Genomic DNA, 13911 nt, shown 5'->3' with positions numbered 1-13911 from the left:
AAGGCAATGCCGTGCGTCATGACCCAGAATGCTTGGTGCCAGACGGGCGCATGGCTCTCGTTGGCGTGCTCCATGTCGACCGTGGTGTGCTCCAGCAGGTGAACTCCCGCATCTGCTCGAAGGTGGCGTGGTCACGCAGGAACGCGAAGATGGGGTGCGTGACGTTGGATGGATGAGGTTTGTTCACTGTGGGTAGTGGCAGCTTTGGCTCTCGGAGAGCTGGGACATTTTCAAGACACGGCTTTCAGAAGCCTTGTCATGAGCCACTGCGTCATGGGCCAGAGAGGTCCCCAATGACACGCTGGCCATACTCCCCGGGGAGTAGGTCCCCTGTCTTTCCAGCACGGCGCCGAGATGCGAGCCTGCGCGTGCATGCCCACGCTCACGCCGCTGAAGAGTCCCGCCGATGCCCTCTGCTGGGTGGCGCCGCCCGCGGAGAATCCCGAGCTGACCTCCGAAGACCCGCTCGCGCTCGACTATGTCTCGCAGCAGGTGGGGCTCTGGGGGTTGCCCACGCTGACGACCCGCTCCAGCAGGGCCCAGGCCTACGCGATGGTGCTCTATGGATTGCAGCTCGTGGAGCGGGCCATCGAGCACCATTCCTACCCCGCGACGGACGAGGTTCGGCGAGAACTCTTCGAGCGTTGGGAGCGCTTCTGGGCCCTGGCCACGCTGGAGTTCCGTGAGGGCCAGCTTCCTCGGGGCGATTGGGATTCCATGCGGGGCGTGCGAGGTGCGCGAAATGCGTGGCGCTCAGGTGCGTCGAGCCTGCCGCTCGACTTCCAGCTCATCTCGCGTCAGCAGGAGCTGGGAAACCTGGGGGCCTACCTGGCACCGCTGCGGCGCTCTGGGCTCGTCATCGAGGGTTCCCTGCGGCCGGGCCCGGGCGCGCTGGCGCTCATCGATGCGTTCTGGGACGAGCCCTCGGAGAACAAACACCGGGGGCGATACGAGGAGTACGCGCTGGTGGCGCTGGACAGGAAGTCGACGAGCATCGCGCGGGTTCACGGGCGGCTGACGTTGGCTCAGGTGGGGCGGTTCAGCCGTCTGAGCTCCCTGGTCGAGCGCGGACGCACCGCCCAGCAGCACCGGTTGTTCGAGGCCCTCTTCGTGCACGCACGGGACCCGCACTCGTTCGCGATGAGCCAGTTGGTCGAGTCGGCAGCGAAGGCCGGGGTCGCTGCTCCGCGAGACATCCTCGACGCTGCGCTGGCGGGCCGGCTGGGACGGCTCTCGGATGAGCTGCTGGCGCTCCTGCTGACGGCGCGCCGCTTCGGTGAGGTGATGCAGGGACTCGTCGGGGCCTTCGACCGGGTCTATTCCTGTCTGGATGGCGCCGGTTGGGTCGCTCCCCGCGAGCGCATCGGACGCGAGGCCCTCGATGCGGAGACACTTGGGGCGCTGAAGGGCGCATGCGCGGCGCTGCTGTCCTCGCCGAGGGTCGGTGCGATCCGGCGACTGCCCATGCATGGCGCCGCTTTTCTTCGATTGGTCGAGGCGCTGGTGGACGCGGATTCACTCGCGGCGCTAGACCTGTTGCTGCTCTATCACTCCAATGTACAGCGCGAGCGGCGACGCGGCGAAGGCTGGATTCGCAACGAGGCCGGCAAGCTCGTGCTCATCGTCACGTCCTACACCGCACGGCCAGAGTCGGCACGCTTCCCCTCGTTCAAGCTGGATGTGGTCCGCACGTTGCTGACGGACCTGGGACGGCTGCCCATGAGCCGGGAGCTGGATGTTCTGGAAGGTGCCGCATGATGATCGAATCCCGGAGGCTCATCGAGCAGGTCCTCGTCTCCGAGCAACCCTGCCTGGGAGCCGTCTTTTGCTCCTATACATTCGACCCTTCCTATTTCGAGGACCGCATCCTGCGTGCATTGCTGCGCCTGCAGGGGGACCCGGAGGAGGAGGCTGTCCGCTACCATGAGGAGGCCCGCGCGGCGCTGCGCGAGACACCGGTGGCTTGCTTCGTCGACGCGCGTGTCCGCCGGGGAGGCCGTCGCCTGCCGTATGACCTCCAGCTCATCCGGGAGCGGACGTTCCACCCGAAGGTCATCCTGGTGCTGTACGACGGGGAGGCGCGCGTCGCCGTGGGCTCGGGCAATGCCACCAGGCCGGGCCACGAGCAGAACGCCGAACTCTTCTTCACGCGCACGTTGCGCTACGACGTCCCCGCCGACGCGGCGTTCCTACGGAACGTAGACAGGTTCCTCAGAAGCTGCGCGGCGCTCGCGACCCACCCGGGCACCCAGTTGACGCTGGTCCGCTCCGCGCTCGCGGCAAGAATCTCCGACACGCCGTTTCCCAGCGGCCAGGCGCCGACGGATGCGCTCTTCGTGGACACCTTCAGCGCGTCCATGCTCGATCATCTGAGAGAGGCGCTCCCGGAGGACGCGCGAGTCACTCGTGTGGGCATCCTGTCCCCGTTCTTCGAACTGGATGACCTCGACATCGCGAATGACACGACGGGGCTCGCGTCGGTGCTCTCCGAGTTGCTCGCGCTTCGCCCCGGGAGTCCGCCGCCGCTGGACCTTGGCGTGCCATGGGAGGACGCACCACTCGCCCCTCCCTATGGCGGGGGAACGCCCGTGCTCGCGGAGGGCGAAGGGCGGCTGTGGGCCTCGCGTTATCGCGAGTCAGTCGACGGCGAGGACATCGAGCGCCTGGAGTACTTTGGGGTCAACCGCGTCACGGCGAAGCGTGTCGAGATCCAGCTCGGCTCCGGGCGGCCTGGACGGTACGAGAGAGACGCATTCGAGCATGAAGTCGCGGAGGGGCGGATGTGGCCCGTGGAGCCGCCGACGGTCCATGCGCCGAGGCGAATCCTCGAGCGCATCGTCCGCGAGCACGAGATCCAACTCTGGCTCCATCCAACGGCGACGCTGACACCTGCCGGGCGCGCGAGCCGACGCCCCCTGCATGCCAAGCTCTTCCTGCTGACGGTGACGACCGCAGGCAGGACGCTGACCTATGCGCTCATCGGGTCCGCCAACGCCTCCGCCGCCGCGCTTTCGTGTGGGGTGGAGCAGGGTGGCAACGTCGAGGCGGGCGTTCTGCTCTGCCTGGACGGAGAGGTGCGCTTGTCGGAAATGCTGCCCTCGCTGGTGTGCGCGCCCTTCGAGTCAGCGCGCTTCGAGGAGCGAGATGCGCCCGGGGCCGAGGTCGACTTCTCGGCGTGGCTCGAGGACGTCGTCCATGACGCGGCCGCTCGCACATTGACCGTCACCTGGAGTCAGCAGGGGCCAGGGGGACTGGGGGGCTGGGCCTGGTGGTACCTGGACAGGGAACTGGCGAAGGGCGTGGGGCCGCGCTCGGGTCCGGTGGTACTCTCCGACTTCGATCTGGCCGCGGCGGGAGCCGAGCTGGAGTTCCGCGCGGCGGGACGGTCGTGGCTTGTTCCCATCCGCGTCGCGGACCTCGCGATGCTGCCCACGAGTGCTCATCTCGCGGGCCTGGGAGTCCGGGAGTTGCTGGCGCTGTTGGCGCGGCGTGTGGGCGCGGAGCGGTTGTCGACCCTTCGCGAGCAGCGCGGCGTGGCGGGGGTCGACTCCGTCCTGGACTCCGTATTTGGCGAGGGCTTTGGCCCCACGGACGTCTTCAAGGCCTGGTGGGGGCTGAAGGAGGATTTGCTCGCCGCATCGACGGTCTCCGCGTTTCGTTATCGGTTGTTGGGGCCGACGGGGGCCCGGACGCTCTGGGAGCGGCTGCGCGACTTGCCTCGGGATTCCGTGTCCGATGACGAAATCTGGGTCTACGGCTGCGAGCTGCTTCGAGAGCTGGAGCAGCTCGTGTTGCCCGAGAGCGCGGATCTGGAGGCGAAGCAGGCGCTGCTCGCGGAGCTGCGGACCCTGCTGCGCGCGGACTTGACGCGGCTGCGACCGCGAGGTGCCGGGTGGCTGGACGGTGTCGTTCGTTTCTACGGGCTTGAGGGCACCCATGGAAAGACGTGAGCGGACGTGGTTGCGGAGCTTCCTGCATCTGGATGCACGGGCTGATTCGACGGTGCCCCTGCGTGACATCGAGCGACAGGAGGACACCGTCCTCCGCGCGCTGGAGCTGTTCGATGATCAGCCAGGAGTTGTGCTGGCGGATGAAGTGGGAATGGGGAAGACGTATGAGGCGCTCGGCGTCCTTGCGGCCCGGTTGCATGTGCTGCCGGATGCCCGGGCGCTGATTCTCACCCCGGGGCCCGACCTCAATACGAAGTGGTCCAAGGAGCTGCGTGCCTTCTGTGACACCAGCCGCCCCATGTACCGGGGCTTCGCGGGTCAGTCCAAGACCGCGAGCACCCTGGCTGAGCTGGTCGCGGCCACTCGCGAGACGCGAATCACCATCGCGCCCGTGAACATCTTCGCGGGAAGTCGCTCCTTGGCGGACCAGGCCTGGCTGCTTTCGTTGTGGGCGGATGCACAGGGGCTCGCCGGCAATCAGGTGGCGGCCATCTTTCGTCGCTACCGGGAGGGCGCGGTGGCGCGCGTGGACGTCGAGCAGCAGGCGTTCCTCGATACCTTCGAGTGGTCGGTCATCAGACCCCATGTCCGAGAGGCATTGAAAAGACACAAACAGCGCGCGGGAGAGGGCTCACTCGACGCGCTCTGGAAAAGCGAGGAGTACGACGGCTTCGCGAACCAGAGGTGGGTCGATGATGCGCTGATGGACCTGCGCTTTCGTCTGGTCGGGCAGCTCATCCCCGACTTCGACCTGCTCATCGTTGACGAGGCCCATAAGCTGAAGAACGTGGACTCGGTACGGGCCACCGGGGTGCGCACTGTTTTCGAGGGGCGCTTCGACAAGGCGCTGTTCCTCACGGCCACGCCGTTTCAGCTCTCTGTCGACGAGCTCAAGCAAGTGCTCTCGCTCTTCGCCCTGGCCCGGTCCGCGCCTGCGGACCTGATGGAGCAGGCCCAGCGATTGTTGGACGACGTGGGGGACTACAAGCAGGCCTATAACGAGCTTGAGCGCGTCTGGTCACAAGCGGACGAGGCCGTCGTCTCGGACTTCGGCGCGTTGTTTGCCAGGGACCCCCAGCTGGTGGAGGAGCCGGCAGATGCGTCCCTGCGGGCGGTGGTCCTGTGCGCGCGCCGGTTGCTGTCCCTGAAGACGGAGCGCATCGAGCCGGGCTTCCGGCGGTGGATGATTCGGAGCCTCCGGGAGGACAAGCGTGTCTACCGCAGGAGCCACCGCCCCCGACTGCGGGCCCAGGGTGGGGCGGGCGTTCCCTTCATGCTTTACGAGCGGTTCATCGCGGAGCTCTTCCGGGGGAAGAGCCGCACTCATAAGGCGGCGGTTCAGATCAACATGGTCTCCTCCTATGGGGCCGCGCGCGAGGGGGCGCTGCTCTCCAGTGAGCGGCAGGCCCTGCCCGACGGCGACGCCGAGGCCTACCGCGGGCTCTTGCGGAGCGTGGTGGGGGAACTGCGCGTGGAGCAGGGGGGGCACCCGAAGGTGGACCACGTCGTGCGGGACGCGCTGGAGGCTGTCGCCCGCGACGAGAAGACGCTCATCTTCTGCGCCCGCATCGAGACGCTCCGTGAACTGAAGCGGAGAATCGAGGCGGAATGGGAGCATCACTTGCTGGAGCGATGGAGGAAGGTGTTTCCGGCCGCGAGCCACGGCGACATCTTCGAGCACGAGCTGGACGGCAAGCGGGTGGATGGACATCACTCTCGCCTGCGTGATCGGTTCGGCCGCGCCCAGGATGCGCTCTACCTCGCGCTGCGAGAGCGGTATACCGGTACGCTGTTGGAGGGCGTCGTGGTGGAGGGGGCCCACCTTGAACTCGTCATCGAGCGGGCGAACGGCCTCCTGCGCCAGCAACGCGTTTCGAAGACGCAAGCGGAGCGGATGGACTGGTCCCTGGTCAAACGCTGTGTCGAGCAGGCCGTGGCCCTCTTCGTGCGAGACGGAGTATTGGCGGGGGATGTCGACCCGGAGGTGTTGAGGCGCCTGACGGACGCGCGCTTCGTGGCGCTCGGCTTCGATCTCGTCGCCGACGACGTCGAGGACTCCGCCGAGGGAGACAGGACGCCTTCCTGGACGATTGACGCAGGGGACGCGGCCCTCGTGCTTCGCCGCGAGCATCTCTGGTCCTACCTCAAGGGTGCCCTGTTCGAGGTACCTCCCGAGCTGCGGGTCCGCACCGTCGAGCGGCTCGCCAGCTACCTCGTCGCTCGCAATGTCCCCTTCCTTCCGGAGCTGCTGGCATTCGCGAAGGAGCAGGGCGTTGACGTGGAGGCGGTGGAGTCCCGGGCGCTGTCGTCGGTGGTGGACCGCTTCTGGACCACGCCTCGGGGACGGCCCTGGTTCGAGTTGCTGAAGCGCTTCCTGATCTATGCGGGGAAGCTCGACGAGGAGCGGCGGCGCGAAGTGCTCGATGATGCGGTTCGCGCGGGGGCGCTCGTCCGCCACACCGTGGAGGGCGAGAGCCGGGAGCGGCTCCGCGAGGCCTTCAACACGCCACTGTACCCGATGGTCCTCGTGGCCAACGAGGTCATGCAGGAGGGGCTGGACCTGCATCATCACTGCCGTCGGGTGGTTCATCACGACCTGGCGTGGAACCCCGCACAGCTCGAGCAGCGCGTGGGTCGCGTCGACCGGCTGGGCTCGCTCGTCCAGCGGCTTCGCGCGCGACAGCCGGACACCACCCTGGACGTTCACCTTCCGTTGATTGCCAACACCATCGACGAGCGCCTGGAGCGAACGGTTCGGCTGCGGGAGCGCTGGCTGGAGTTCCTCCTGGGGGCGGCGCCCCGCATCGAGGAGTACGGCTTGGCGGATGACCCCCTGAAGCCTCTGCCAGATGCTTTCGCACAGGCGCTCCGCGTGGAGCTGGGGCCGGTGGCGAAGGCACGGCTGCCAGACGGGTGATGCTCACTTCGGCACGGAGGCGGCATCGCAATCGAGCGCCTCCAGGTTCCTGGTTTTATTCGGATTTTCGCGATTTACGGCCCCTCATTTTCCTGCGGATTCCAAGATTTTGGGAAACCGGACGCAACTCCGGGAGGGCCGTGACGACAATGGGAACCAGGAGACCTGAATGTCCACGTCCATCAATTCGAGCCGCCGGGGAGCATCTTCCTCCTACCTGATTCGCAAGGGGGACACCCTCTCGGAGCTTGCCGCTCGCTTCAAGACGTCGGTGAAGGAGTTGGCGCGCATCAACAATATCGCCAATCCAGACCTCATCTACGCGGGTGCCACGCTGCGCCTCCCCGGGAGCGCTGGCGGCCGCGCCACGGGCCACAGCGGCAAGGATTCCTTCGACTCTGGCAAGAGCGGTCCGCGGGGCTCCGGCGGTGCGTCGGGCGGCGGAGAGGTCAGCGGGAGCGGCGGTGTGGCCCCGGGCCAGGCGACCCCCGCGATGCGCAGGCTCGCCGAGGCGGGCCGCCAGGCCGCGCTGGGCATGGGCGGGTACAACAGCCAGGGCCTGTGCGCCACGGGTGTGAGCCGGGCCATCCAGAACGCCTTCGGCATCAAGGTCTGGGGCAACGGCAACCAGATTGACAACAACCTGCCGCGCGACAAGTTCAAGCAGGTCAACATGTCGCTCGAGCAGGCGCTGAAGATTCCGGGCCTCGTCCTCACCTGGGAGAGCACCTCCACTCGACTGGGCAGCATCTACGGGCACACGGCCATCACCACCGGCGACGGCCACTCGTCCGCCAGCGACTTCATCGAGCGCAACACGACCAACAGCGGCCGTACCGGGTTCAAGGTCTTCATGCCCCTCATCTAGTTCCGCCGCACGGTGGAACCTGTCGTCTCATCGCCTCCGGGGCATTCGACCGGGGGCGATGTCGTGTCCGGGATTCAAGTTCACGGGGGACCGGCGCCTGACGGAGCCCTCTCACGCGCCCGCTATCTGACGGCGCTGTAGGTCCGGATCTGCGTGTTGATCCACGGGATGTAATTGGAGACCCGCGTATAGATGCCGGGCAACCCCGCCCTCGCGCAGCCCACGCCGAAGCTCACGATTCCCTGGAGCACGTACCCTTGGGGCCCCGGTACGATGAGAGGTCCTCCGCTGTCCCCTTGGCATGCGTCCTTGCCTCCTTCCTTGTAACCAGCCCCGAACATCGCCTGCTCGTTGATGGTGATTCCATGGGGGCGATAGCTATTGGCCACGTCCCGGTGATTCAGGGTGGGGACCCCCACCTGCAGCAAGAGGGAGGACGTGTCATACCCGCCCTCCCGTGTCAGGCCCCAGCCCGCGACGGTCGCCATCGTGTTGTCTGCAACCCGATCCCCGCTGGCAGGGAGACAGACAGGTGCGCGGGTGCCTCCAGATGCGTACTGCGCGGCCAGATTGGGGCGCATGGTGGATGACTGACCGCAGGCACCGGCAACGGCCTGGTCGAACTTGATGGGCCGGTCGAGCTTGAGAACGGCGATGTCGTTCATCGTCGTGTCCGGATTGTATTGCGGGTGAAGGACCGCCCTCACCACCCGGGCTGTGGCTTGTCCCGCGGTGGGGCGGTACAGGTCATGAGCCCCTGCGACCGCGGTGACGTTGGACGTACCGTCGTAGAAACAATGGGCAGCGGTGAGGACGATATCGCTCTCTTCCTTGGCGCCGACCCGCACGAGGGCGCCACCACAGAAGTGGCTGGTGCCCTGCTGCAAGCTGACAATCCACGGGAAGGAGTGAGGCCGAGCCTCGATTCCTCCCACAATCTCCTGGTCCATCTGGCTGATCGTATCGACCGGGTCTCGCTCCACCTCCGGACCACCGCACCCCAGCAGACCGACCGCGACGACCACTCCGCTCATGAATCGCAATGCAACCTCCCGTTTCAAGTGCGGAGGCCGTCAGCAATCCACATGCCGGATTGCTGCCCAATCGAATCACGTGCTTATCCGCGGAGCAGCAGGCCTTGCTCGCGTCATGACACGTCAAGTGGAGGCGCTTGACGCGTCAGTCGCACCTTCCTGAACCCTGTTCGTCGCGGGGCACCGGCGCGGGGGCGTGGTGCCACGGGGGCATCAAGGCTTCACGAACCGCCCCAGGAACAGCACGTTCTGCGTCGCCACGTGTTCGATGACGAAGATGAACGGCCGATTGACGTGGATCGGCTTTGGCAGTGACACGGGGACCATTCCCACGGCAGTCGCGGCGGCGGCCTCCGTCCCAAGCTCGTTCACGGCCACGAACGCCTTGTGATTCACGGTCGCAATCCTGAGCTTCGTGGGGGAGATGGCCGAAAAGTCAGCGCCCTCCGTGAACGCGTCCTCCATGCCCAGCGCCTGCAATGCGGGGATGAGGGGGAGCTCGGACTCGATCTGGAAGCGCGGCAGCTGGATGTCGATCTGATGGTTCTCGAGCCGTGCGCGGACGTCTTTGAAGAAAGCGGGAGACAGCCGGGATTCCACCTCCTCGAAGCGCTCCCACTCCGGGACGACGAGCACCATGCGGAAGGTGCCTCCGGCATAGTCCAGGGTGACGGCTTCGAAGCCATCCCCCTCCATGTACTGCCCCCTGCCGCCGCTCATCGTCGGGACCTGGTGGCTCGTTCCATCCAGGGCCCGGAAGGCCGCGTTCCGCGTTCCTTGCTCGCGGAACGGCCACGACCACGCGCCTTTGAAATAGACGGCGTTGATGAGCATCAAGCGCGTCGCGTTCGGGAGGGACTCTTCATTGACCAGGTCCTGGATGCGGTCTCTCGTGTTCACCTCGACCCAGCGGTTGATTTCCGCGCGCGCACCGGCCGCGTCGTTCTCGAAGTCCATCAGACGCATGCCGGCGCCGTAATGCCGGGCCAGGGTGTCGAGGAATCCGTCATGGAAGGTCATGCCCTGCTGACCCCATGCCGAGTTCAGGGAATGAAAGGTCGGCGGTGTCCCCGAAGCCGGGGGAGGGCTCGCGGGCTTCGCCAGGGCGCGCTCCAAGGCGTTCGCCGTGGGGTGGTGCCTCGACTGGGACAGGGAGAAGCGCAGTGCCTGGGCCATCTGCGCCTCGGTGTTCCCCCGTGCCCCGGCGTAGACCGTGGAGAGGGCCTGCGTGACGCTGTAGGGCGAGAAGAAGAGGTTCTGCTTCTCCTGGATGGCGCGCTGATAGAGCGCCACACCCAGGCTGGTGTTGCCGCTGACGAAGGCCGCCAGCTCTTCGTCGATGGTGGGCGCTCCGTCCCGAGGGGCCGACGAGGCGACGTACTCGCCCGGCGCTTGCTCCAGTTCCGGGGGAAGGCAGCTGGCGTCCGCGGTGGGCGGCTCCGAACCGCACAGGGTGCTCTCACAGCCAGCAAACAGTAGGGCAGCGGTGCAACAGGCGACGACTTGGATTCGAGGGACGACCATGGGGCCTCCGTGGATGTTTGGAAGAGCCGTGAGCCAAAGCAAGACGCGTGCTCGACGCGCGGCCAAGTGAATTCCAGGGCTTGTCGCTCCTGATGCTCCGGCGCGCCTCAGAAAACCGTGGACGCTCTCGACGGAGCAGCTGGGGGCCTGATTGGGCGCGGCGCGGATTGAGTCCATCCTCCGGGCGAATCCGCGCATCCAGTACCTGCTGCTCCTCAACGAGCCCAACCTCACGGACCAGGCCAACATGTCGCCGCAGGCCGCGGCGGAGCTGTGGCCACGGTATGAGCGTGTCGCCCAGAACACCGGCGTGAAGCTGGTGGGGCCGGCGATGAACTGGGGCACCTTGTCGGGCTATGGCGACCCCGTTGACTGGCTGGACGCCTTCTATTCCGCCTATCGCGCCGCCAACGGGAACCGCGACCCGCACATCGATTACCTCGGGTTCCACTGGTACGACTATGGCCTGGATTACAACCTGGACCGGCTCACGAAGTACGGCAAGCCGTTCTGGGTCACCGAGTTCGCCAACTGCCACAGCCAGCCGGATGGCGCGCAGATTGACTCGGTCGCCAAGCAGCGGGTGCAGATGACGGAGATGGTGGCCGTCTGCGAGCGGCGCGAGGACGTGTTCCGCTACGCGTGGTTCACGGGGCGGTGGACGAACGACCCGTGCTTCGCGAGCCTGCTCGGCGCCGCGGGCACGTTGACCGAGCTGGGTGAGCACTACGTGTCACTGCCCACGGGCGCACCGTAGGCCACGCTCGGGGTTGTCCCAGGGCCACCGCGAGGAGAGAGTGGGCGCCGCGATGAGTGAATCCCCTGATGCGTTCCTGCTCGGCATGTTCCAGAAGTCGGGCCTGGCCTGCGGCTCCGTGGACGAGGCCTGGCAGCGCTCCGAGTACCTCTATCCCTTGCTGGGCTGGCTGACGGCGCGGTTCCCCGAGCCCATGGCCTTCCAGATTTGTGCGGAGTGGCTGCGGCTGGCCGCGACACGCGTCGAGGGCGCCGCCGCCGCCGCGGACCTCTTCGCCCAGGCCCGCGGTGAGGCACCTCGCCAGGGGCACGTCATCGCGGGGGCGTTGGGGGACCTGCGCAATGCGTCCATCCTCGAACAGAAGCCCGCCGTCGCCGCGTTCGCGGACGCGGCCAGCCACCTGTGTGAAGTCTGGGCCGCGGTGACGACGAACGAAGCGGACGCGGAGACGAATCCCTGGGCCCGCGCCAAGGCCGCCGCGGGCGCCATGGTGACGGCGCTGGTGGCGCAGCGAGGTCAGGACGAGAAAGACCCGGCGGCGAAGGCGCAGGCGCGTGTCGAGCTCACCGAGCTCCTGCGCGCTGTCCGGGCGGCCATCACCGTTCGCTGAGGCCACCGTCAACCCGGCGGCGTAGGCGTTGCCCCGCAGGACCGGTTCTCCCGGTCCTCGAATCTCCCTAGCTTGAGTGCGCCGATTCCTGGAAGCCCACATCGGATGCACCCCCCACCAGCCGTGTCGCGCCCTCCAGGTCTGGCGCGCACGGCTGTTCCGCACTCAAGCCCATGACACGAACCGCTCCATTTCATCCGGAAGACGCCGCGACGCCGGCGGCCGCACTGCACCCTTTGCGAGACTTCGCCGAGAAGCTCGGGCGTGAGTTGCGCTTCGAGGACATCCGTTCGGGCGCGTGGCACGCCCGTCTGGTGACCGCCTACGTGCGTCACTACGAGGCGCGGCGCGCCGGTACCACGTCCGCCGTCCGTGCGTCCGAGACGGATGCCCTCATCCGGCGTGCCAGCAAGGAGGCTGCGCTGGTGGGGGCAAGCGCCGCGGGTATCTCCACCAGCGCGGCCATGTTCACCCTGGACACCGGCTTCGTGGGGGCGCTCGTGGCCGTCCCCGTGGCAGGATCCGCCATGGGATTGGACACGATGCTGCGCTCGCTCATCCAGGCCCGGATGATGTGCGACGTGGCGTCCGCGTTCGGCGTGCGCATCGACCCGGATGACCCGTGGGATCTGCTCCACCTGAACGCCCTCACGGCGGGCTCGGAGACGTGGGAGGACGCGGACCACGGCGGTGCGGGGCTCGTGGGCCGGATGCTGACCGAGGACACGGAGGCGGCGGAGCGGAAGCTGGGCAACCGCTTGATGGGAGAGGGCGTGCTGCGAAACCTCCTTCCCTTCGCCAGCGTCCTGACCTCCTCCGTCACCAGTTGGCGGCACACGCGCCGGCTGGGCGAGGCCTCGGTGGAGTATGCGCGCTACCGCCGCGCCCTGGACGATGCGTTCTCCGCCGTGCGGGCCGTGGACGCGCGGTGCGTGGAGCTGCTCATCGAAGGCGCCTGGTGCCTGTTCGGAACGGATGGGGTGCTGAGTTCCGAGGCGACGGTCATGCTGGCGCACCTGCTGCGCAACAGCCCTTCCGCGGCGCGCAAGCGACTGCTGGAGCGCCTGGGCGAAGACGAGGCGCAGTGGGTCGAGCGTCTCCACGAGGTGCCCGAGCCCGCGCGGGATGCCTTCCTGCACGCGCTCGAAGTGATTGCCGCGGTGGATCTGTCCATGTCGAACGCGGAGTGGCTGCTGCTGCGGCAGGCCGCCGCCGCGCTCAACCGTCCGGTGCGTCGCGAGCGGGTGCAGGCCCTGCTGAAGCAGTTCCGGACCCACGGGGTCGTTCGTTCGCCGCAGGGCGACTCGTTCGAGCCGCGCGACGGGCGGATGCCGTCGTCTCCCGTCGCCGGGCTGGGCGCTGACGCCCATGCCGCTCCGGGGGGGCTATGAAGACGGCGGTGGCATTCCTGGCGGGCGTGGCCAGCGGCTGGATGGCCCGGAGCACCGTCGACAACTCACGCGGTGCGGTCGTCTCCGTGGCGACGGCGGCGTTTGATTTGGTGGCGTGGACGCGGCGGGTCATCGCCACCGAGCGTGAGTACCTCTCCGACCTGGTGGCGGAGGCGCGCTCGCGGGCGAACCTTCATCAGGCCCACAGCCGGCGTGCGGCGGACAGTGGTGCCCGGCCCGTCGCGGACAGTCGAGAGGGGCACGCATGAGGCTCGACCCGGACTCGGGCGCCATCGAAGGGGAGTGGTTGTTGCTCGTGCACCACTCCCCGGGCCGGCTTCGTGTGCGCGCGAGCTGCTTCCGAGATGACTCGGCCGTCGCGGACCGCGTGCGCGGTGAGCTGGGGGAGACGCAAGGTGTGTTCGGCACCGTCCATTCCCCACTCACGGGCAGCTTGCTCGTCGAATACAGCCCGGACGCGGCCGACGTGGAGTCGCTCCTGGCGGCCATCGTCGACACGGCGGGCCTGGACGGCATCGTCGACGCCAAGTTCATGGCGAAGTCGCGGAGGGCTCCGGCCGAGCACCTGGTGAGAGGCGCCCGGTGGCTGGACGGACGGGTGCGTGAGCTGACGGGGGCGGGCCTCTACGAGTTGATTCCCGTGGTGCTGACGGCCACGGGCATCTACTCGCTGGTGGCGAACCCGTCGCAGAAGGGCTGGCTGCCTCGCTGGGACAACGCGCTGTACTGGGCCTACAGCGTGTTCCGTGACGGTGTGCGAGAGCAGGAGCTGGAAGACGCCGCGCGCGTCAGCGGGACGGTGCCCTTCCGGCCCCGGCCCCACGTGTGAGGTCGCGGTT

Annotated in this window: 12 protein-coding genes; 10 read left to right on the top strand and 2 right to left on the bottom strand. The window is 67.5% G+C overall.

Features of this window, described 5'->3' with window-relative positions; translation table 11 throughout:
- Positions 1-50 precede the first annotated feature (50 nt).
- The 5 genes from FMQ63_RS38355 to FMQ63_RS11560 all read left to right on the top strand — a co-directional run bounded on the left by FMQ63_RS38355 (position 51) and on the right by FMQ63_RS11560 (position 7735).
- Entirely contained in the window at positions 51-176 is a 126-nt protein-coding gene (locus tag FMQ63_RS38355; protein WP_255509239.1) for a hypothetical protein, read from the top strand.
- A gap of 196 nt (positions 177-372) precedes the next feature.
- Positions 373-1758: a hypothetical protein gene (locus FMQ63_RS11575; protein WP_020478652.1), complete on the top strand. Its 1386-nt coding sequence runs from the start codon at positions 373-375 to the stop codon at positions 1756-1758.
- Positions 1755-3950 (top strand): phospholipase D family protein, encoded by a 2196-nt coding sequence (locus tag FMQ63_RS11570; protein ID WP_011554283.1) that lies wholly within the window; start codon positions 1755-1757, stop codon positions 3948-3950. The genes FMQ63_RS11575 and FMQ63_RS11570 overlap by 4 nt, the downstream gene beginning before the upstream one ends.
- Entirely contained in the window at positions 3937-6867 is a 2931-nt protein-coding gene (locus tag FMQ63_RS11565) for a helicase-related protein (protein ID WP_225909324.1), read from the top strand. Before FMQ63_RS11570 ends, FMQ63_RS11565 begins: the two co-directional genes overlap by 14 nt.
- Positions 6868-7036: 169 nt before the next feature.
- The gene (locus tag FMQ63_RS11560) at positions 7037-7735 is read left to right on the top strand and encodes a LysM domain-containing protein (protein WP_011554281.1); all 699 of its coding nucleotides are present in this window, start codon (positions 7037-7039) and stop codon (positions 7733-7735) included.
- A gap of 122 nt (positions 7736-7857) precedes the next feature.
- Here FMQ63_RS11560 and FMQ63_RS11555 read toward each other — a convergent pair whose 3' ends face one another.
- Both FMQ63_RS11555 and FMQ63_RS11550 read right to left on the bottom strand, forming a co-directional pair.
- On the bottom strand, positions 7858-8769 hold the full coding sequence (locus FMQ63_RS11555; RefSeq protein WP_225909323.1) for a serine protease: 912 nt from the start codon (positions 8767-8769) through the stop codon (positions 7858-7860).
- 213 nt (positions 8770-8982) lie between these two features.
- Complete coding sequence (locus tag FMQ63_RS11550) at positions 8983-10293, bottom strand: serpin family protein (RefSeq protein WP_011554279.1); 1311 nt, start codon at positions 10291-10293, stop codon at positions 8983-8985.
- A 151-nt stretch (positions 10294-10444) separates the two neighbouring features.
- On the opposite strand from FMQ63_RS11550, the gene FMQ63_RS11545 reads away from it, so the two are divergent.
- The 5 genes from FMQ63_RS11545 to FMQ63_RS11525 all read left to right on the top strand — a co-directional run bounded on the left by FMQ63_RS11545 (position 10445) and on the right by FMQ63_RS11525 (position 13901).
- Complete coding sequence (locus FMQ63_RS11545; RefSeq protein WP_011554278.1) at positions 10445-11050, top strand: glycosyl hydrolase; 606 nt, start codon at positions 10445-10447, stop codon at positions 11048-11050.
- 52 nt (positions 11051-11102) lie between these two features.
- Positions 11103-11660 carry a hypothetical protein gene (locus FMQ63_RS11540; protein WP_020478649.1) on the top strand — a complete coding sequence of 186 codons (558 nt, stop codon included), beginning with the start codon at positions 11103-11105 and terminating at the stop codon, positions 11658-11660.
- Between the two features lie 173 nt (positions 11661-11833).
- Positions 11834-13051 carry a hypothetical protein gene (locus tag FMQ63_RS11535; protein ID WP_011554276.1) on the top strand — a complete coding sequence of 406 codons (1218 nt, stop codon included), beginning with the start codon at positions 11834-11836 and terminating at the stop codon, positions 13049-13051.
- On the top strand, positions 13048-13320 hold the full coding sequence (locus tag FMQ63_RS11530; protein WP_011554275.1) for a hypothetical protein: 273 nt from the start codon (positions 13048-13050) through the stop codon (positions 13318-13320). Before FMQ63_RS11535 ends, FMQ63_RS11530 begins: the two co-directional genes overlap by 4 nt.
- Positions 13317-13901: an HMA2 domain-containing protein gene (locus FMQ63_RS11525; RefSeq protein WP_011554274.1), complete on the top strand. Its 585-nt coding sequence runs from the start codon at positions 13317-13319 to the stop codon at positions 13899-13901. The genes FMQ63_RS11530 and FMQ63_RS11525 overlap by 4 nt, the downstream gene beginning before the upstream one ends.
- The last annotated feature ends 10 nt before the right edge of the window (positions 13902-13911 follow it).

Origin of the sequence: Myxococcus sp. CA005 (genome assembly GCF_006518205.1) — a bacterium.
GTDB classification, from domain to species: domain Bacteria; phylum Myxococcota; class Myxococcia; order Myxococcales; family Myxococcaceae; genus Myxococcus; species Myxococcus xanthus.
Note: the sequence above shows the minus strand (reverse complement) of the source record. Positions and strands in the feature narration are given on the sequence as shown.

What these genes read in the sequence shown, in the direction of transcription:
- FMQ63_RS38355 (WP_255509239.1), top strand. Translation starts at nt 51, where the DNA reads ATGGCTCTCGTTGGCGTGCTCCATGTCGACCGTGGTGTGCTCCAGCAG.
- FMQ63_RS11540 (WP_020478649.1), top strand. Translation starts at nt 11,103, where the DNA reads ATGAGTGAATCCCCTGATGCGTTCCTGCTCGGCATGTTCCAGAAGTCG.
- FMQ63_RS11560 (WP_011554281.1), top strand. Translation starts at nt 7,037, where the DNA reads ATGTCCACGTCCATCAATTCGAGCCGCCGGGGAGCATCTTCCTCCTAC.
- FMQ63_RS11575 (WP_020478652.1), top strand. Translation starts at nt 373, where the DNA reads ATGCCCACGCTCACGCCGCTGAAGAGTCCCGCCGATGCCCTCTGCTGG.
- FMQ63_RS11570 (WP_011554283.1), top strand. Translation starts at nt 1,755, where the DNA reads ATGATGATCGAATCCCGGAGGCTCATCGAGCAGGTCCTCGTCTCCGAG.
- FMQ63_RS11535 (WP_011554276.1), top strand. Translation starts at nt 11,834, where the DNA reads ATGACACGAACCGCTCCATTTCATCCGGAAGACGCCGCGACGCCGGCG.
- FMQ63_RS11530 (WP_011554275.1), top strand. Translation starts at nt 13,048, where the DNA reads ATGAAGACGGCGGTGGCATTCCTGGCGGGCGTGGCCAGCGGCTGGATG.
- FMQ63_RS11525 (WP_011554274.1), top strand. Translation starts at nt 13,317, where the DNA reads ATGAGGCTCGACCCGGACTCGGGCGCCATCGAAGGGGAGTGGTTGTTG.
- FMQ63_RS11565 (WP_225909324.1), top strand. Translation starts at nt 3,937, where the DNA reads ATGGAAAGACGTGAGCGGACGTGGTTGCGGAGCTTCCTGCATCTGGAT.
- FMQ63_RS11555 (WP_225909323.1), bottom strand. Translation starts at nt 8,769, where the DNA reads ATGAGCGGAGTGGTCGTCGCGGTCGGTCTGCTGGGGTGCGGTGGTCCG.
- FMQ63_RS11550 (WP_011554279.1), bottom strand. Translation starts at nt 10,293, where the DNA reads ATGGTCGTCCCTCGAATCCAAGTCGTCGCCTGTTGCACCGCTGCCCTA.